The organism is Fodinibius sp. SL11 (assembly GCF_052060035.1).
Lineage (GTDB): Bacteria > Bacteroidota > Rhodothermia > Balneolales > Balneolaceae > Fodinibius.
This window is the reverse complement of the sequence record NZ_JBPOEA010000001.1, coordinates 314,481-333,227: the sequence shown is the minus strand read 5'-3', so window position 1 is coordinate 333,227 and position 18,747 is coordinate 314,481. Positions and strand designations below refer to the sequence as shown.

The following is an 18,747-nucleotide window of genomic DNA, read 5'->3' as shown; positions in this document are numbered from 1 at the left end:
TGCCAAAAGATCTATCTCCTTCTTCATGAAGTAAGAATGAACCAAAAAAAATGCCCGACACTTAACGCATCGGGCACTTAGAATAATCTTACATTTATTTCAGCAAAAGCTTATCCCCAGTCGGGGGCAAAACTTGGATTGACAAGCCTTGTCGATTTTTCAAGCTGATCGATACGATCAAAGTCATCGTCTTCAAGATAAAAATCGAAGACCTCAAAGTTCTCACGCAGGTGTTTTTCGCTTGAAGCTTTCGGAATGGCCACGACATTCTCCTGCTCAATCAACCAGCGCAATGATATCTGGGCAGGTGATTTGTCATATTTTTCAGCAATTTCCTGCATATCTTCATTCTGCATGACTTTCCCCTGCGCTAATGGGCTATATGCTGTGACCATGATATCATTTTCGATAGCATAATCCAGCAAGTCAAGCTGATCAATAAAGGGATGAAATTCGACCTGGTCACAAAATATGGGAGCGCGAATTTCTTCTTTTACTTTTTTAAGCAAGTGTAAGGGGAAATTACTCACACCGATATTCATGGCTTTACCCTGATCTCGAAGCACTAACATTGATTCAATGGTTGCCCGGAGATCATATTGGTCATTAGGCCAGTGAATCATCAGCAAATCAACATAGGGAGTATCTAACTGACGCAGCGTCTCCTCTGTAGATTGAAGCACATCATCAGCTTCGAGATTTGTGTGCCAAATTTTTGTACTTAAAAAGATATCTTCCCGGGGTACGTTTGAAACGTTCAGTGCTTCAGCTATCGCTCGCTCATTTTTGTACATTTGTGCAGTATCAATATGTCGATAGCCGATCTCAAGTGCTTTACGTACTATTTGTGAACACTCTCTGTCGTGAAGTTTATACGTTCCAAGACCAATTTCGGGCACTTCAAGACCCTGAATATTTTTGTATTGCATTTGTATTAAAGGGAGAACTCCATTGTTGTTAGGATTAAAATCACTGTTTTAACAGTTTAAAATATTATATGATTCAATGAAAATATAGAAAGTTGGATAGATCTAAAAAATCTATTCTTGATTATGATCGCATAACGTTTTTTTTGGCATCCGTACCGCCTAAAGCAGCTAAATTTCCCAGCCCCCGTCAATGGGAGTTGTTCTCGTATGACGTTAACCCAAGTTGTGCCAGAACATCACCAAATAAGTTAAACAATACCCTTACCAAGATAATAAGAAACACGATAAAAAAATTCTTCTCCTCTTTTACCCTTCCAAAATATTTATCCTTTTACTTTATCAACGTCATTTTCCGAGTAAACACCTCGTTACCCACTTCAAAACGTGCAATATAAATACCACTCGGCATATTAGTAGCATTCCAAGTTTCTTTGTGTGTTCCTGCTTCGACCATCCCATCAACAAGCGTAGCTACTTTTTGGCCAATCATATTCCAGACTGTCAGTTTTACTTCCGTATCCTCGGCAATTTCGTATGGAATAGTCGTTGTAGGATTAAAAGGATTGGGATAATTAGGATTCAATTTAACAGATTCGGGAAGATCTCTCCCATTCGTTGTTTCCAAATTCGCATTTATCGAAAGTACAAAACGCGAATCTTCTCCACCGATTTTTCTTTTGTTCAAAAGCCTTTGGTTATTGATCGTTTCTTTTTGACCAGCTGATAAAACTGTGAACTGGTATTCTTTTGCAGTACGTAGATCAATTTTTCTGTTTGTCTCTTTATCAACCAGTATAACCTCCCAATCATTAGGAAGATCATCAATATTATTCCATCGGAAGGTTAAATTCCTACGCTCATTGGCATCAAAAGAAAGGGGGATTTCCAAATTACTTTTTAGATCCTCAGGCAACACACTTTTTTGCAAGCGATTGTTACCATGCTTACCAAATAAATTAATTGCATTGGGATTTAGCGAAATCAATTTGTAGGCATCATATCGATCTAAATCTATAGTACCATTTTTATTGAATTCAAGGGAATAGGTATCGTAATATTCATCTCCATGAAGTTCTACATCAAATGCAAAGGAATCTTTTACTTTGCTGTTATAAAATTCAGCACTGTTATTTGCCTCTAATGCACTTTTATCAAAAGTAAATGTTTGGTCATTTACTTCATTACTGAATCGAACAAAGAATGCCTGAAAAGGGGCTATTCGATCGCCATCAGATAATGTAATATATCCGCCATTGCCATTATTTTCGTTATGGTCCCAAACATAAATATTCGTATTTACTACAGGAGCAATATCTTCAAGAGCCCTAATCAATGCCCCAACAGAAAGATCAGTACCAAAAGGATTCCCCAATAAATTCCAGCCTTCATCACCTTCTATTGAAGAAGAATTATCTGAATCAGTAGCCGATACCGTTACGTCAACCGTACTGCTGTTTTCGTTTCCATCGGTTTTGATAACTTTTGGAAACCCTCCTTGTATACCGGTTGTATTAAAATCATCGTCCTCAAAAACATACACAATATACCCCTTCCCGCCCCTCATCTTATCAGACATGCTGGAAGGGATATCATCAAAAGATGTTTGTAACTCGTTCCATCCTGCCACTGTTAAACTACCGGAAGGATCATCAGAACCCGAGATGCCTTGCATCCAAAGACTTCCCAAGAGGTCATCGAAAGAAGTATTTGTGGTAGGCGTTGATATCATTCGCCAACCTGCAGATCCACGAATACCAATAGCGTATTTCGAACCAAAGGCCGTTCCATCTACTTTAGTACCGGGAGAGAATAATTTTTCACTATTTCCAGCAACAGTGGTATGTTGTTCGAATTCACCAGTAATTTCCGGTTTCCTCACAATTGATTGGTCATTATTTGCAGAGGTATAATCCAAGCTTATCACTTCATTACCGTCTGAGTCTACAAGTCTTATATTATCACCATCTTCACCCAAACTAAGTGATGCGGATTCATTACTGCTCTGAATTAAAGCACCACCAAAATTACCAACAGGTCTTACCTCGCTATCTCCAAAAAGGACTAAAGCATTATTAGCTGATAAAATAGTCCCAGTTGTAAAAGTGTGCTTTAAATCAGAATTATTGAAAACTTTCCAGCCACTAATATTCAAATCAGAATTTTGATTATTTACAAATTCAATAAATTCATCAGCACTGGCCTCTCTCTCTCCATTTCCATCTGCATCACCATCAAGTCCATCTGTAGGATCGGCATGTACCTCATTTATCACAATATCAGGGGCATCATCATCTTCAATAGTTAGCGTCAATACATCAGGTTCAATAATGGCACCTTCAGAAATATTCTGAAGCTGAAAAACAGCTTTTTCTAAGTTCTCAAAATCAGAATCATTCGTTATGTCCACTATAACAGTTTGGGTAGCTCCGTTGGAAGACTGATTATCAAAGCTAAGGGTCTGAGTAGAATAATTGGTAAAATCATCACCATTAATAGCTGAACTGGAATTGCTCAAAAAAGATACTTCCACATCTACAGCTGTGTTATTGGATTCTACTAATTCCACCGTAAGTTCTGCAGTACCATCTCCTTCATTAGCGGTAATCGCAGATGCTTTAAAAGCAATGGTTGGAGGGAGGATTAACGAAAAAGGAGTAGTATTAAAAGAAATACTTTGATCACTTGAGTTATCTGTACTTGACCAATTTTCTTTAACCTTACGAATTTCTTCTTTCAGAATTGAAGCGGTCCCTTCCCTGGTTCCGATATATTCTGCATTATTATTAATGTTACCACCAATATTAGATAGAGCCGTACTCCCCGCTGCCAACCCTGTATTGTTTAATTTGCTTGCCTCCCACGAATTATTATTAGTCATTGCGAACAAAAAAGAGGAAGGGTTATCTTCGGGACTCTCGATTGCCGTACTCAAATAAAAGTATAACTCGTCGCCTCGGTTGGTTAAATCAAAACTACCTGATATTCGAGAAACAACTCCACCATCAGTAGCTGTTTCGGAATCAGGATTAATAGTAATTACATTTCCAGCCTTAAAACCACCGGATGGAACCGTATAAGAATATGTCCCCTCGTTGCCATTAAAGCTTTTGGATTCTTCATCCCAAGAACGATCGGTAAAATAAATGGTGGTTCCAGATGGCAGATCAACAAATGTAGTTAGGGCAAAATCATCTCGATCCGAATTAAAACCAATAACAGCAATATCTCCTGCAGACTGGCTATACCCCTCTTGCAGGGCAAAGCCCAAAAGAAGTGTAAATACAATGATTATTTTTTTAAAAGAAACACTCGGTAGCCCTATGCCCATACACTATATATTGGGAAATGAACAATTGCATTATTAATTAATAATTACGTGTTTTTCGTAATCTTTTTCAAAAAAATGGAGCTCTATTTTTAGAGTTAAACATTTTTTACAAACAGATTATAATTTTTGCAACCTGTCTTTACTTTTCTGTTTCAAAATTCCCAATGCATTGGTATCCATAGCTGCAACCATTTGGTATTTTTCTCGTGCCTGAGCAAGCTGATTCGTCTTCTCCAATAGACGCGCCCTGTTATATTGGAATATGATGTTTTCGGGATAATGCTTGCACAACTCTTCTAAATGATTCAGCGCCTTTTCATCCTGTTGCTCCCGTTCATACAAATATGCAAGAATCATTTGGGCATCATTGCTAACGTAGCTATCCGACCGTGCTGCTTTTTCCAATGCATTAAATCCCTCCTGCATATCAGCCGACATCCCCACCATGTTGGAAACCCATTTTAGTCCATTGGGTACGCTCCCTACCATGTAGTAAAAAAGACCTTTGCCGATAAGTGCTTTGGGATCGTCGGCATCAAGTGCCAAAAGCTGTCGCGTATACTTAAAGCCCGTCATTCCACTTTGCAGAGCTTCTTTATAATTTTTTTCCGCAGCTGCTACCAAGCTCCGATATCCATACAGTCCACTAAGCATTAATACCATTGTGGTATCACTGGAATTTTTATTGAGCTGATCCTGACTAACCTCGATAGCATGTTGGGAAAGACTCAAAAACCGGTCAGCGGTTTGCTTTGAACGATCCCCAAAGTAATATTTCCAAAAAGGAATCATTGACTCAAAAAAGTAAGCACGGGAGTCCTCTGGCTTTACCTCCTGAAGCTCTTTAAACACAGCACCGGCCTTCGTCCAGTTCGCTCGGTAAAAAGCATCAATCCCCTCTTTCAACTCCTGTTCATAAGAGACAGAGTCTATCTGGTTGGCTGTTGGAGTAGCAAGTATTTCGATGGGACCAATACTACATAGAATTAAGAGCCAAGACAGGCTGATCACTTTCATATGCTCGGACTTTCTGATTTCATATCACAACGCCAGGTAAAACTGGGATTTATTAGTGTAACCGGTATGAGCCAAACAAGGCATCGAGATTAAAACGTTCGTGCTATCTGTTATTCATCATCAAGATGCATTTCTCCCAACAATCCCTCGGTATGTGCAATAGCCACCGAAACCGCAGCATCACCGGTTATGTTTACGGCCGTTCTGCACATATCAAGGATACGATCAACCCCCAAAATAAGGGCAATACCCTCAACCGGCACCTGAATGGCTTGTAAAACAATTACCAACATGATAATTCCCGCTCCGGGTACCCCGGCTGACCCTATAGATGCCAATGTAGCTGTAAGTACGATCGTTATCTGCTGAGCAATCCCCAAGTCCATGCCTAAAGCCTGGGCAATAAATACTGCTGCTACCGCCTGGTATAGACTGGTACCATCCATATTAATCGTTGCACCGATCGGCAGTACAAAGCTGGCAACCTCTTCATCAACGCCAACATTCTTTTCCACACGCTCCATCGTTACGGGTAATGTAGCTGCACTTGAACTGGTACTGAATCCCAAAAGCATAGCCGGACGAATGGCTTTGAAGAAGTCACGTAATTTCATCTTGCTAAAAATTTTAAACAGCCCAGAATAAACAATCATCAGGTGCAAAAAGAGGCCTAAAATTACCGTGAAAGTATACCAGAACAACGCCCCCAATAAATCCAGTGCCTGGCCTATATCATCGCCAGCCAGATCCACAATAACACCTGCCATTAAGGCAAAAACCCCATATGGCGCCACCTTCATGATCAGGTCTACTATTTTGATGATCACCTCATTCAGGGAATCGAAAAAGTTAACAAGTGACTTACTTTTCTCCGTCGGTATCTGCATAAGTCCAATGCCGAGAAGAAGGGCCACAAACACAACCTGAAGCATATTGCCATTGTCAGAGGCCGCGGCAAAAAAGTTCTCAGGAACAATATCTACAAAAAATGACATAGGAGTTCGATCCAGAACCTCCTGGGCGGATTGGTCAGCCCCCTCAATATTATCCTGATATCCAGACATCAGCTGTTCTTGGGTTTCAACCGGCAAAAAATTTCCAGGCTGGATAACATTTACAACTGTCAACCCAATGGTTATCGCCAGCATGGTGGTAACAAGATAAATACCAATAGTTTTCCCTCCCATGCGTGAAAGTTTGGCGATATCGTTAAGGCTTGTAACCCCAACAATAAGCGAAGCTAAAATCAGTGGGACAGCAATTAGTTTTAAAAGGTTTATAAATATGGTACCAATGGGCTGTATATAGTCAACCGTAAAACTTGATAATCCGGTGACACTGGCTACCAAGCCCCATATTAACCCTAAAACAAGTCCAATAATAATTTGCCAATGCAGTTGCTTATACCATACTTTTTTCATGCAAAAAACATTTTTGAAGTTATTGCCAGTAATCCACCAATACCCGTAGCAATTGCGTTCACCAAATTATTCGAAAAATTAATCTCGAAATTGAGAACCGGTAACATTACTGAACGTTTATTCTGTTGAAAAAGGGCTCCCAGATATGAATCTATAAGACATCCTAAAAAAGCTGCAACGAATATGATCAGAAAAACAGAAAAATGAAGTGAAAAAACGTAAACACTTACCCCCGAAATCATTGCTGCTGCAAAAATAGCTGACGTAGTTCCTTTAACACTTACGCCCCCGTCAGTACCGGGGTTAACCTTTTTAAAATTTGTTATCAAATAAGTGCTCCCCGGATTTCGGCTGGCCAGCTCAGTCGCCCAGGTATCAGCTGCAGCAGTTGCAATTGCAGCTATGGCTCCGATCAAAAATATTTGGGTATTTAAAATGGCAACACCTATCAAAAATAATACAACCCAAAAGCCATTAGCCCAAACCTGTAACCCCCCTCGTCTTACACTTTGCGAAATATTTTGATCGCGGCTTTTTGAGCGATCTGAAATAACAACACTGCTTATAAAAAACAGTAGCAGTACAACCGCCAACTCCCAACCTCCAAGTCCAAAAGCAAAAGTTCCAATAACTATCGCTGAAAACATCCCGTCAAGCGACAAACCGTTAAAAACAAAAGCTCCCAAAGAAAAAAAGGCAGCCAATAATACACCAAGCAGTATATTCCACTGCTGTGTAGTATTCGCAGCAGTAATAAATACGATAACCGCTATAAAAAGGAATAACGCATTTAGCTTCCGATCCATCAGCTCAAGTCAAAATATTGTCAGGATGTTTTTGAGGAGTTCCGGTCATGTTTAAGGATAGATAAAATGACGGTTGCATAACCGCTCATAATCACAATCGGAGAAATATATAGAGATATGAAACCTTCAACTTCATTTTCGAGATACATTGCTGAAAAGCCTACAATTACCAGAAATAGTCCCAATGCCAGCACTTTATAATTCCAGGCATCGAAAATCATTGGTTGGTTAGAACTTCTGCGTCCGTACTTTTGTGATCCCATTGTAATTTATCATTTTATAATATGGTGATAATGAACAATGTAACGAAAGAATATCTCTTTTCTTTCATCACGATGCTGCGGCTAAAGTAACGATTGATTTATTGAGCTACAAAAAGTACTGTCTTAGCATTACAATAATTCCCTCTATTTTGAGATCTTACTTCAATAATTAGTTGTTATAGCATATTACCAATTTAAATACCTATTCTTTTCTATTTTTGGATGATTATAAACCAATTCTAAACAGGTTGTAACTTCTTATTTTGAAAACCATTACCTTGGCCTCCGGTAGTCCCCGACGTAAAAAGCTCCTTAAAAAAATAGGCATATCTTTTAAGGTTCATGCCAGCAATATAACTGAAGACTACAATTCCCGTTGGTCGCCCCGCCAAATTGTAGAAACACTTGCTGATCGCAAAGCCAAAGCTGTAGCCCCTCACTACCGTAATGCTCTAACGATAGGTGCCGATACTATTGTCACCTTTAACAATAAAATTCTTGAGAAACCACCGACCCGTTCGGAAGCAAAAAACATGCTGCAGCAGTTGAGCGGAAATTCGCATCAAGTACTTACCGGGGTTTCCTTGGTAAAATCAGATGCCTCAAATAACATAACCGATACCACTACGTTAGTTGAGACAACAACTGTTATTTTTGGCAATCTTAATTCCAAACTTATCAATGCTTATATAGCAACGGCAAATCCAATGGATAAAGCCGGAGCGTATGGTATTCAAGATCCGCACGGTTCCCTTTTTGTGAAAGCAATAAGAGGAGATTATTACAATGTGGTGGGATTTCCGCTTCACAGCTTTTATAATGCGATGACATCATTTGCCCCGGAATTCCTTACGCAGCAAAAAATTTATCAACATTCCGATGATTCTTAAATCTGTCATTAAAAACGTTGTACTCTTAGTTTTCTTTTTGATGGGAGTGCTATCCCATCAAATGGTGTTTGCTCAGCAAAATGAGAGTTATTTTAAGGCTGACCAGTTATTGAGTGCACAAAAATATGAGGAAGCTGCTAAACAGTTTGAAGAGCTGTACAACAAAGAACCTCATCGATATCTGTATTTTAGTAAGCTTACTGAGAGTCTCATTAACCTTAAACAATATGATAAAGCTATTGCCATAACAGAAAAAGCTGTACGAGATGGCAGACATCTTCCACAAGCAAAAATACGTCTCGGCGAATTATATCATATTAGCGGTGACATTAAACACAGTGTGGAAATTTGGAATAACGTTCTTAGCGACTATCCCAACAATCAGCAAGTACACCTACAAATTGCTCGCACAGCTAAAGAACGTAAAGAATACGAAAAGGCTATCGAAATTTATCAGCAATTACAATCATCATCGGGACAATCAAACCTGGTTTCCTCAGAACTGGCAGAAACCTATATGCAGGCGGGCATCTATGAACAGGCCATGCAAGAATTTTTGGGATTAGTGAAAAACAATCCCGATCGCCTGACTTACGTGCAGCGTCGACTCATGCGCTTTCGGGATGATTATATATATGATGTAGCTATTCTGGAAATTTCAGACTTTTTAGATGAGCTTGCTCCCTCCCATCCCAGTTATCGAAATCTACAACAGTTGGAAGTTTGGCTGCTGATGGAACGCAAGCTTTTTGAACGAGCAGTAGTAACCGCAAAAAATATGGAAGAGGAATCATCCAGCCTCACTTACTCCCTCTTTAATATTGGCTCCAAATTGCGGGCTGAACAAAAGTTTAAGTTGGCCGAAGAAGCCTATTCCTACTACATAGATAACAATATCGTTTCCCTGTCAAACAGAAGCCGTCAGGAACTGGCGCAGGTATATATACAGTGGGCTAAATATCTTGAGAATCATAATCTGGATCTCTCCGCAAGACGTTCGTCTCTTTATCAAAAAGCTTTTTCAACCTTGAATACTCTCCGAACCAATGATCCCAATTATTATCAGATGGATCAGGTTTTAACGACCTTGAGCGAACTGTCATTGGATGTTTTGCATGATCCGGATAAAGCAAAAACATACTTGACTGAGCTGAAAAATTTAGCCGGTAATAATCGCACGATAGCAAAAGAAGCATATATCGAAGGACGCTTAAATCTTTTTGCCAAAGAATATACCCGCGCCCGACTATCATTTTCAAAAAGCAATAAGCAGGAGCGCATTGGCGACTTGGCCGAAAAAAATCGTTATTATCTGGCTCTTACAGATTTTTTTGCCGGGGACTATGAATTTGCCAAGATCCAACTAAACGCACTCGAGCGTCAGACGACCTCTTATTTTGCCAATGATGCTGTTCAACTTCGGCTATGGATACAAAAAGGATTACAGGCTGACAGCACGGGCTCTAAAATTGACCCTTTTGCTAAAATTATAGAACATCTTTCCCACGGTGAACAGGAACAAAGCATTGCCACCCTGGAGCAATTATTTCAAAAAGATCGCTACAATCCATTATTAGGGTATGCTCTGCTTGAATTAAATACTTCAAAAAACAAACAGAATGCATCGTTTTTATATCGCGCATTAGCCAGCTTTTTACAAATACAAGGAAACAGATCGGCCCTCCGTGAACAATTAATGTGGGCCAAAGTCCGATTAGCCGACCAGTTGATAACGAACAATGATATGAATGTAGAACAGCAGCAACCAAAAGGTAAACACGTTCAACTTCCTGAACATAAAACTCATGAAATTCCAAAAACGATAGATCAATTGTTACCTCTTTACGAAGAATTTTTACTACAATTTCCCAATGGATTTTATGCAAGTTATGCCCGCGAACGCATTCAAGAACTCGAAGATATTCAGGTCTGACATCATGCAACGTTCTCTTCTAATTTCGTTTATCCTCATCCTTTTGGCAAGTGTGCCCGGTTTGGCACAGGATAAACTTTTTATCCCGATGGATGCCTCCCAAACCAATCACCTTAAAGCCTACGGAATCATTTTCAACAATCTCCAGGATGGAAACTCTTCACAATGGCTGCTTAATTACAAAGGGGGGAGTTTTATGACTAATTATTCCGAGGATCTGGTCAAAAAAGCAAGAATGCGGAATGTAAAAATAGAAACCAAATCCAATTCCGAAGCGGCCCAAATTATTAATCAAGTTGAGAATCCCGATGCAAATACATCAGTCATTCAACTCGATAAAGCACCCAATATTGCCGTCTACACCCCCAAGCAAGCCCTACCCTGGGATGACGCCGTTACACTGGCCCTCACCTATGCCGAAGTAGAATTCGATAAAGTCTGGGATCCCGAAGTATTAAACGGCAAACTTTCGGAATATGATTGGTTACACTTGCATCACGAAGATTTTACCGGACAGTATGGAAAGTTCTGGGTCTCATCACGCAATCAGCCGTGGTATATTAAGCAAGTTCGCCAAATGGAAGCCATGGCCAAAGAATTAGGTTTCAACAAGGTAAGCAACGAGAAGAAAGCAGTGGCCGCCAAAATTAAAGAATATGTTGGAAACGGTGGATTTATGTTTGCTATGTGCTCGGGAACCGACACCTTTGATATTGCACTGGCAGCCCAGGATATTGATATTGCCCCTACCCAATTTGATGGCGATCCCATGGATCCCAAAGCCCAACAAAAACTCAATTTCGAAAATACGCTGGCATTCACTGATTTTGTATTGAGTACTGATCCTTCCGAATATGAACATGCCAATATTGACGTGCCAGTACAATTAGATAACGTAGATCAGTCGATCGACTTTTTTACTCTCTTTGAGTTTTCGGCCAAATGGGACCCTGTTCCAACCATGCTTACACAAAATCACGTAAGCAGCATTCGTGGGTTTTATGGACAATCAACGGCGTTTCAAAAAGATAAGATTAAAGAATCAGTTGTAATTTTAGGTGAAAGTCCCGGCCGTGATATGGTTAAATACATCCACGGAAATTATGGAAAGGGAACCTTCACCTTCTATGGAGGACACGACCCCGAAGATTATACCCACCGCGTCAACGACCCTCCCACCGACCTGAGCTTACATACCAGCAGCCCGGGCTACCGCCTGATTTTAAACAACATTCTGTTTCCCGCCGCTAAAAAGAAAAAGCGCAAAACGTGATAGGGATTCAGTGGACAGATGTTCAGTAATTTAAATTCCTAACTCTCATTTTACATCCCGATGGCAGATTACAGAAAACCCACAAAAAGTTTTGATGACCTTATCAAGATCGTGAAAATTCTTCGCGATGAATGTCCCTGGGATCGGAAACAGACCCACCAGAGTATTAAAGATAATCTTATTGAAGAAGCCTACGAAGCGGTTGAAGCAATCGATGAATCAGACTTTGAAGAACTCGAAAAAGAGTTGGGCGATGTTTTATTGCATGTGGTATTTCACAGCCGAATGGCCGAACAATCTAACACCTTTTCAATTGAAGACGTAATTTACTCCATCCAAGAAAAACTGATTCGCCGTCACCCCCATGTTTTTGGTGATGAAGTCGCTAAAGATGAAGAGCAAGTAGCCGAAAACTGGGAAAATATTAAAATGAAGGAAGGCAAAAAATCCTTGTTAGATGGTATCCCTAATCAACTTCCTGCCCTCATCCGCGCCCAGCGTATGCAGGAAAAAGCAGCTAATGTAGGGTTCGACTGGCCTGTATTTTCTCAGGTTTGGGATAAACTGGAAGAAGAACTCCAAGAATTTAAAGAAACACTGGAAGAAAACGATCCCCAAAAAAGCCACGAAGAATTTGGTGACCTGCTTTTCTCTTTAGTTAATGCCGGACGGTTTTTCGATCTCAATGCTGAAGACAGCCTTCGGTCAACAAATAAAAAATTCATCCAGCGTTTTCAATACATTGAAGAGCAACTGAATCAAGAGAACAAATCACTTTCTGATGCTACGCTTGAAGATATGGATGAGCATTGGAATCAAGCCAAAAAACAAAAATAAAAGCCTTCAAAATCTTCGATTTAAGACTAAAAAGTATTAATTTAAGTCTTTCAGGTAAACGCTGTTAACCTAACTTTCGTTATACATCGTAAAAACTGGGTTTATCGGTTGATAGCGTTCAACTTATCCCTGATTTTTTGATCTGTTTTTATTACATTTAACCGAAACAAAAAGTATATATTCAATCCAAAATTTCGGAGTATAGAATGGCTGAGAGTACAAATACAGAAATCGATTTAAGTCAGTATCCGCACATAAATAAAGGGCTTGCAGGTATTGTTGCCTTTAGCAGTACTAAAAGTTTTATTGACGGCGAAAAAGGCGAGCTTATTTATGCCGGATACGATATTGACACATTGGCCGAAAACGCGAGCTTTGAAGAGGTTTGCTTTCTTTTGTGGAATGATCGTCTTCCCAACCAAGAAGAGCTCGATGCATTAAATACTAAGCTACAAAATGATCGTGAGCTCCCCGAGCCGGTTTTAAATTATATCAAAAGCACATCGAAAAACGCCGAACCCATGGCTGTGCTTCGAACAGCTGTTTCTATGCTCGGAGACTTTCACGAAGTACAAACCGATGATGTAGAGGAGTTTCGTATTAATCAGGCTATTTCCATTACAGCCAAAATTCCAACTATTATTGCTGCTTTTGATCGGTCTCGTAATAACAAAAATATTGTAGCTCCTCTCGATAAAAAGAGTACGGCATATAATTTCCTTTATATGCTCAACGACGAAGAGCCGGGTGAAAAGGCCGAGCAGACGATGAATCTCTGCCTCATTTTACACGCTGAACATGGCATGAATGCTTCAACCTTTACCAACCGTGCCATCTGCTCAACGGAGTCAGATATGTACTCTTCAGTGACCGGTGCTATTGGTGCTCTTAAAGGACCATTACACGGCGGCGCCAATCAGCAGGTGATGAATATGCTGTTGGATATTGAAGATAAAGATGCCGATCCCGTTGATTATGTACATGGACGACTGGAGCGTAAAGAAAAAATTATGGGCTTTGGTCACCGCGTATACAAAACGATGGATCCACGCGCCCGAATTCTACGCAGCATGTCAAAAGAACTCTCTGAAGAAACAGGACATGAAAATCTGTATGAATGGTCAGAGGCTATCCTGAAAACAATGAAGGATGAAAAAAATATCGATCCCAACGTCGATTTCTTCTCTGCTACCGTTTACTACTCGATGGGCATCAAGCCTGATCTTTATACCTGTATTTTCGCTATGAGCCGCGTTTCCGGCTGGACGGGACATTATATTGAGCAAGCCGAAAACAACCGCCTTGTTCGCCCCCGTGCCCTGTATGTTGGCGAAAAGAATAAAGAATGGGTTCCCGTTGAACAGCGATAACCTATTGGATTCTTTGTATTAAATATTTAGCCCCGAACTTTTTCGGGGCTTTTTTATTTTCTTACTATAACGTTATTAGTCCAAATCATCCTGCTTTGAGTATTAAAGAAATTCAACAGCAACAGCTTATTCGATTACTAAAAACTGCCCAAAACACTAAATTTGGTCAGCAACACGATCTGCAATCCATCGGTACCTTTGATGAGTTTACAAATCGTATTTCGATCTCATTTTATAAGGATATCAAGTCGCAAATAGCGGAGCTCAAACAAGGCAAGAGTAATATTTTTTGGCCTGGAAAGGTTAACAAATTTGCTGTATCGGCCGGCACCTCGGGCGAAGGAAAACACCTGCCCCTGACGGACGCAAGACTTGAAAGCGATCGTAGTTTCATGCGGAAAGTAGTATTGAACTACCTTAAAAAACATCCCAACATATTTGATCTCTGGGGCAAGCATATAAGCATTCCGGGAACGCTTGAAGAAAAAGATAGGTATCAAATTGGAGAAATAAGTGCCTATACTGCACAACAAGCTCCGTGGTGGCTAACTCCATTCCAGTTAATTGATCCCATAAAACTAAGCCAGCTCCCATTTGATGAAAAAGTAAATCAAACCGTTGATAAAGCCATAGACAGTGATATTCGTGTTATCACTGCAGTCCCCAGCTGGATTTTGACCATATTTAAAGAAGTGCTCGATAGAACAGGAGCATCAAGCATTCGCGAAGTTTGGCCTAATCTAACCCTGCTGGTCTGTGGTGGCGTAAAGCTGGCAAACTATAAACCCCATCTCGAAAAACTGATGGATAACCATGATGTGAGTTTTATTGAGACCTATGGGGCTTCGGAAGGCTACTTTTCATTTTCAGATAACTGGACTAAACCAGATATGAAACTCGTTGCCGATAATGGAATCTTTTATGAGTTTATTCCTAATCCTCTCCCCGACCAAGACTCAATGGCCGTGCAAGAGACGGTACCTCTATGGGATGTGAAACCTAACACGCCCTATGCCATTCTGGTAACCACTAACTCGGGACTGTGGCGGTATGCGCTAAACGATATTGTAGAATTCACCCAGACTAACCCACCCCGGATTAAAGTTATGGGAAGAGTCAGTGAAATGCTCGATGATTATGGAGAAGCATTGTATGCCTATGAAGCTGAAGAAGCTTTAAAAATCATATCGCAAGATATGGACATTGAAATTGGCAACTTCACTATTGGGGCCACGCTTCAAGAAGGTGCAGCCGCTCCTCAACACTTTTGGTTTATCCGTACCCCGCAGCAGCTTCATCGTGATACATTAGATCGACTTGCCGAAAAAATTGACGGTGAGGTTCGTGAGATCAATCGTCACTACGCTATTCGCAGAGAAAGTAATGCTCTTGGCCTTCCCAAAGTCTATTCCATATCTCAACAGCAGATTAACAATTGGTTGGCCAGCAAAGGAAAAGATAAGGCTCAGGGTAAACTACCCGCTATTTTGCGCGACGAGGAAGATATCGCCTTCTTTAAATAGTTAAATAGGAATATGATATTCCAATATAATCAATAAAGCAAAATTACAACTGGCACCGCAGCAGAACTACGATGCCAGTTTTTTTTTAAGCCTGTCTTAATCCACTTAAACCAGCGGCTACTAATCTACTTCACCACCAGATTTACAATGCGTTCGGGGACAAAAATCTCTTTCACAAGGTTTCCATCCTCTAAATATTTTTTCACATTCTCCTCAGCCTTCGCCTCTGAAAGCACATACTCTTTGTCCTTGGCATTCTCACGAGGAACATGAATCTCACCGCGTACTTTCCCATTTACCTGGATAGGGTACAACTGCGTATCAGAGATCAAGTATTCCTCATTAAACTTCGGCCAGTCGGCATAAGCAATACTTTCATCATGGCCGAGTTTATGCCATAGCTCTTCAGCGATATGTGGCGCAAAAGGTGAAAGTAATTTCAAAAACGGTTCCAATACGGTTTTGGGATGTTGTTCCCACTTGTTTGCCTCATTAATAAAAATCATCATCGCTGAAATCGCCGTGTTAAACGACAGCTCCTCAATATCTCCGGTCACTTTCTGGATGCATTCATGCAGTACCTTCAGCTGTTCCTTGGATGGTTCGCCCTCCGTAACGGAATCGTTTAACTCACCACTATTTTCATCAATCATCAGGCGCCACACGCGTCCCAAAAACCGATAAACGCCGTCCACATCTTTCGTGCTCCAGGGCTTCACTTGCTCCAAGGGGCCCATAAACATCTCGTACAGTCGCATGGAGTCTGCTCCATACTGATCAATAATATCATCCGGATTGACCACATTTCCGCGAGACTTCGACATCTTGTGTGCTTTTGCATCCACGCGGATTTCAGTGCCTTTAATTACAAAGTCATCTCCTTTTTTTTCAACCTGTTTGTCGTCCAATTTGACACGTTCAAGGTTGTTGTAATCATCCTTGATATTCGATGAAATCCAATCACCGCCTTTTTTATATCCGGTAAACTCCATTTCACCCAGGATCATCCCCTGATGCACCAGTCGCTGGAACGGCTCTTTGGTGGATACAACTCCGCAATCGTACAGCACCTTGTGCCAGAAACGTGCATACAGCAAGTGCAATACGCTGTGCTCGGCGCCGCCTACATACATATCTACCGGCATCCAGTAATTCTCCTCATCGGGATCAACGGGACCTTCATTAAACTCTGGACTGCAATAGCGCAGGTAATACCAGCAGGACCCTGCCCACTGCGGCATGGTATTGGTTTCGCGCTCGGCCGGTTTGCCGGTTTCGGGATCTTCCGTATTAACCCAGTCCGTAGCTTTGGCCAGCGGCGGATTTCCGTCATCGGTAGGCTCAAAATCATCCATCTCGGGTAGCGTAACCGGCAGATCATCTTTGCCAACCGGTTTGGGTTCTCCATCCACATGTATGATGGGAAATGGCTCGCCCCAATAGCGCTGTCGTGAGAACAACCAATCGCGCAATTTATAATTTACTGCTTTTTCACCTTGCCCGATTACTTCAAGCCAATCCGTAATTTTTTCGATCGCCTCATCAACCGGCAGGCCGTTTAATGAAATATCATCATTTTTAGAGTTGACCATCGTCCCCTCTTCGGTATCTGTATAGGCTTCTTTAGAAACATCACCACCCTTCACCACTTCGACGATATCCAAATCAAACTTTTGGGCAAACTCCCAGTCGCGATCGTCGTGACCGGGTACCGCCATAATAGCTCCGGTTCCATAAGTCACCAATACATAATCGGCGACCAATATGGGAATTTCTTCTCCCGTAGCCGGATTAATTGCATGAGCCCCCGTAAACACACCCGTCTTTTCATCACTAAGCTCGGTACGTTCCAAATCAGACTTTTGCGCCGCTTCTTCCTGGTAAGCTTTCACGGCTTCTTTCTGATCTTCGGTCGTAATCTTATCCACCAGATCATGCTCGGGCGCCAACACCATATAGGTAGCTCCAAAAATCGTATCAGGTCGGGTGGTAAATACGCGGATCTCCTCACCGTATTCGGCCACTTCAAAATCGATATCAGCACCGATAGATTTTCCGATCCAATCGCGCTGCATCTTTTTGGTTGAATCCGGCCAATCCAGATCATCAAGTCCCTCAAGCAGCCGATCAGCATATTCCGTAATCTTCAACACCCACTGACGCATTGGCTTTTTGACTACAGGAAAACCACCAACTTCGCTCTTGCCGTCAATCACTTCTTCGTTGGCCAATACTGTACCCAACTCAGGGCACCAGTTTACCGGCACATCGTCTTCGTAGGCCAATCCTTTTTCAAACAATTTTAGAAAAATCCACTGCGTCCATTTGTAATAGTCCGGATCAGTCGTATTTACTTCACGATCCCAGTCGTAGCTAAAGCCCAGATCCTTGAGCTGCTCGCGGAACCGGTTAATATTCTTTTCGGTCGTATCACGCGGGTGTGTGCCCGTCTTTACCGCATACTGCTCAGCCGGTAGTCCAAAAGCATCCCACCCAATCGGATGTAGCACATTGAAGCCGTTCATGCGCTTGTAGCGTGCCAGAATATCAGTGGCGGTATAACCTTCCGGGTGTCCCACGTGCAGCCCTGATCCACTGGGATAGGGAAACATATCCAACACATAATATTTGGGCTTATCGTGATTTTCCGGGGTTTTGAACGTCTTTTGTTCTTCCCAGTATTTCTGCCACTTGGATTCAATATCTTCCGGCTTGTACGAGCTCATTCAGTAAGTTCTTAGTCTTTGGTATTAGTTATTTGTGTTATACGGCTGATTGGAATACAACCGATCTTAAAGAGTTAAGTTTCTGGAGTTATCTACCAGATTTACGTAATCTGTGTTCTATTGTCCTATAATTAGTTGCCAAAGATAAGCAAAATTAAGACTGGTTTGAAGGGTGATTACATTAGATATGGAGAGCAGTCCTTTAACACCAAAGAAGTTTAATAAAAAACCCATTTTTTTTTCTAATATAAATTTTTTAGCTATAATTATTATATCTCTAAATATTTTAGGAGAGATGCAATTTATAAAACAAAAATTAAATAGAGAGCTACTATGTTACATTTCAAAAGAAAAGTTACCTGCATATTCATAATTAGTATTTTTCTAATTACCTCCTGCAGCGATTCATCCATTAATGCGCCCACTCCAGA

Annotated in this window: 13 protein-coding genes; 6 read left to right on the top strand and 7 right to left on the bottom strand. The window is 41.0% G+C overall.

The window, feature by feature from the left end:
- Nucleotides 1-110: 110 nt before the first annotated feature.
- The 6 genes from ACQ76V_RS01325 to ACQ76V_RS01300 all read right to left on the bottom strand — a co-directional run bounded on the left by ACQ76V_RS01325 (nucleotide 111) and on the right by ACQ76V_RS01300 (nucleotide 7,764).
- Nucleotides 111-929: an aldo/keto reductase gene (locus ACQ76V_RS01325; protein WP_440998662.1), complete on the bottom strand. Its 819-nt coding sequence runs from the start codon at nucleotides 927-929 to the stop codon at nucleotides 111-113.
- A gap of 331 nt (nucleotides 930-1,260) precedes the next feature.
- Complete coding sequence (locus ACQ76V_RS01320) at nucleotides 1,261-4,257, bottom strand: lamin tail domain-containing protein (protein ID WP_440998661.1); 2,997 nt, start codon at nucleotides 4,255-4,257, stop codon at nucleotides 1,261-1,263.
- 117 nt (nucleotides 4,258-4,374) lie between these two features.
- Complete coding sequence (locus ACQ76V_RS01315) at nucleotides 4,375-5,274, bottom strand: tetratricopeptide repeat protein (protein ID WP_440998660.1); 900 nt, start codon at nucleotides 5,272-5,274, stop codon at nucleotides 4,375-4,377.
- 110 nt (nucleotides 5,275-5,384) lie between these two features.
- Complete coding sequence (locus tag ACQ76V_RS01310) at nucleotides 5,385-6,695, bottom strand: dicarboxylate/amino acid:cation symporter (RefSeq protein ID WP_440998659.1); 1,311 nt, start codon at nucleotides 6,693-6,695, stop codon at nucleotides 5,385-5,387.
- On the bottom strand, nucleotides 6,692-7,501 hold the full coding sequence (locus ACQ76V_RS01305) for a DUF92 domain-containing protein (RefSeq protein ID WP_440998658.1): 810 nt from the start codon (nucleotides 7,499-7,501) through the stop codon (nucleotides 6,692-6,694). The genes ACQ76V_RS01310 and ACQ76V_RS01305 overlap by 4 nt, the downstream gene beginning before the upstream one ends.
- Before the next feature lie 20 nt (nucleotides 7,502-7,521).
- A complete protein-coding gene (locus tag ACQ76V_RS01300) occupies nucleotides 7,522-7,764 on the bottom strand; it encodes a hypothetical protein (RefSeq protein ID WP_440998657.1) in 243 nt (80 codons plus the stop codon).
- Between the two features lie 263 nt (nucleotides 7,765-8,027).
- Here ACQ76V_RS01300 and ACQ76V_RS01295 point away from each other — a divergent pair, with 263 nt between their 5' ends.
- From ACQ76V_RS01295 to ACQ76V_RS01270, 6 genes are all read left to right on the top strand, one after another.
- Nucleotides 8,028-8,654 carry a Maf family protein gene (locus ACQ76V_RS01295; protein ID WP_440998656.1) on the top strand — a complete coding sequence of 209 codons (627 nt, stop codon included), beginning with the start codon at nucleotides 8,028-8,030 and terminating at the stop codon, nucleotides 8,652-8,654.
- Nucleotides 8,644-10,587 carry a tetratricopeptide repeat protein gene (locus tag ACQ76V_RS01290; protein ID WP_440998655.1) on the top strand — a complete coding sequence of 648 codons (1,944 nt, stop codon included), beginning with the start codon at nucleotides 8,644-8,646 and terminating at the stop codon, nucleotides 10,585-10,587. The genes ACQ76V_RS01295 and ACQ76V_RS01290 overlap by 11 nt, the downstream gene beginning before the upstream one ends.
- Nucleotides 10,588-10,591: 4 nt before the next feature.
- Nucleotides 10,592-11,860 (top strand): asparagine synthetase B, encoded by a 1,269-nt coding sequence (locus tag ACQ76V_RS01285; RefSeq protein ID WP_440998654.1) that lies wholly within the window; start codon nucleotides 10,592-10,594, stop codon nucleotides 11,858-11,860.
- A gap of 60 nt (nucleotides 11,861-11,920) precedes the next feature.
- Nucleotides 11,921-12,697, top strand: a complete 777-nt coding sequence (gene mazG / locus ACQ76V_RS01280) for a nucleoside triphosphate pyrophosphohydrolase (protein WP_440998653.1) — start codon at nucleotides 11,921-11,923, stop codon at nucleotides 12,695-12,697.
- Between the two features lie 206 nt (nucleotides 12,698-12,903).
- Nucleotides 12,904-14,067 carry a citrate/2-methylcitrate synthase gene (locus tag ACQ76V_RS01275; RefSeq protein WP_440998652.1) on the top strand — a complete coding sequence of 388 codons (1,164 nt, stop codon included), beginning with the start codon at nucleotides 12,904-12,906 and terminating at the stop codon, nucleotides 14,065-14,067.
- 95 nt (nucleotides 14,068-14,162) lie between these two features.
- Complete coding sequence (locus tag ACQ76V_RS01270) at nucleotides 14,163-15,590, top strand: GH3 family domain-containing protein (protein WP_440998651.1); 1,428 nt, start codon at nucleotides 14,163-14,165, stop codon at nucleotides 15,588-15,590.
- Between the two features lie 125 nt (nucleotides 15,591-15,715).
- On the opposite strand, the gene leuS is transcribed toward ACQ76V_RS01270, so the two are convergent.
- Nucleotides 15,716-18,316: a leucine--tRNA ligase gene (leuS, locus tag ACQ76V_RS01265; protein WP_440998650.1), complete on the bottom strand. Its 2,601-nt coding sequence runs from the start codon at nucleotides 18,314-18,316 to the stop codon at nucleotides 15,716-15,718.
- Nucleotides 18,317-18,747 lie beyond the last annotated feature (431 nt).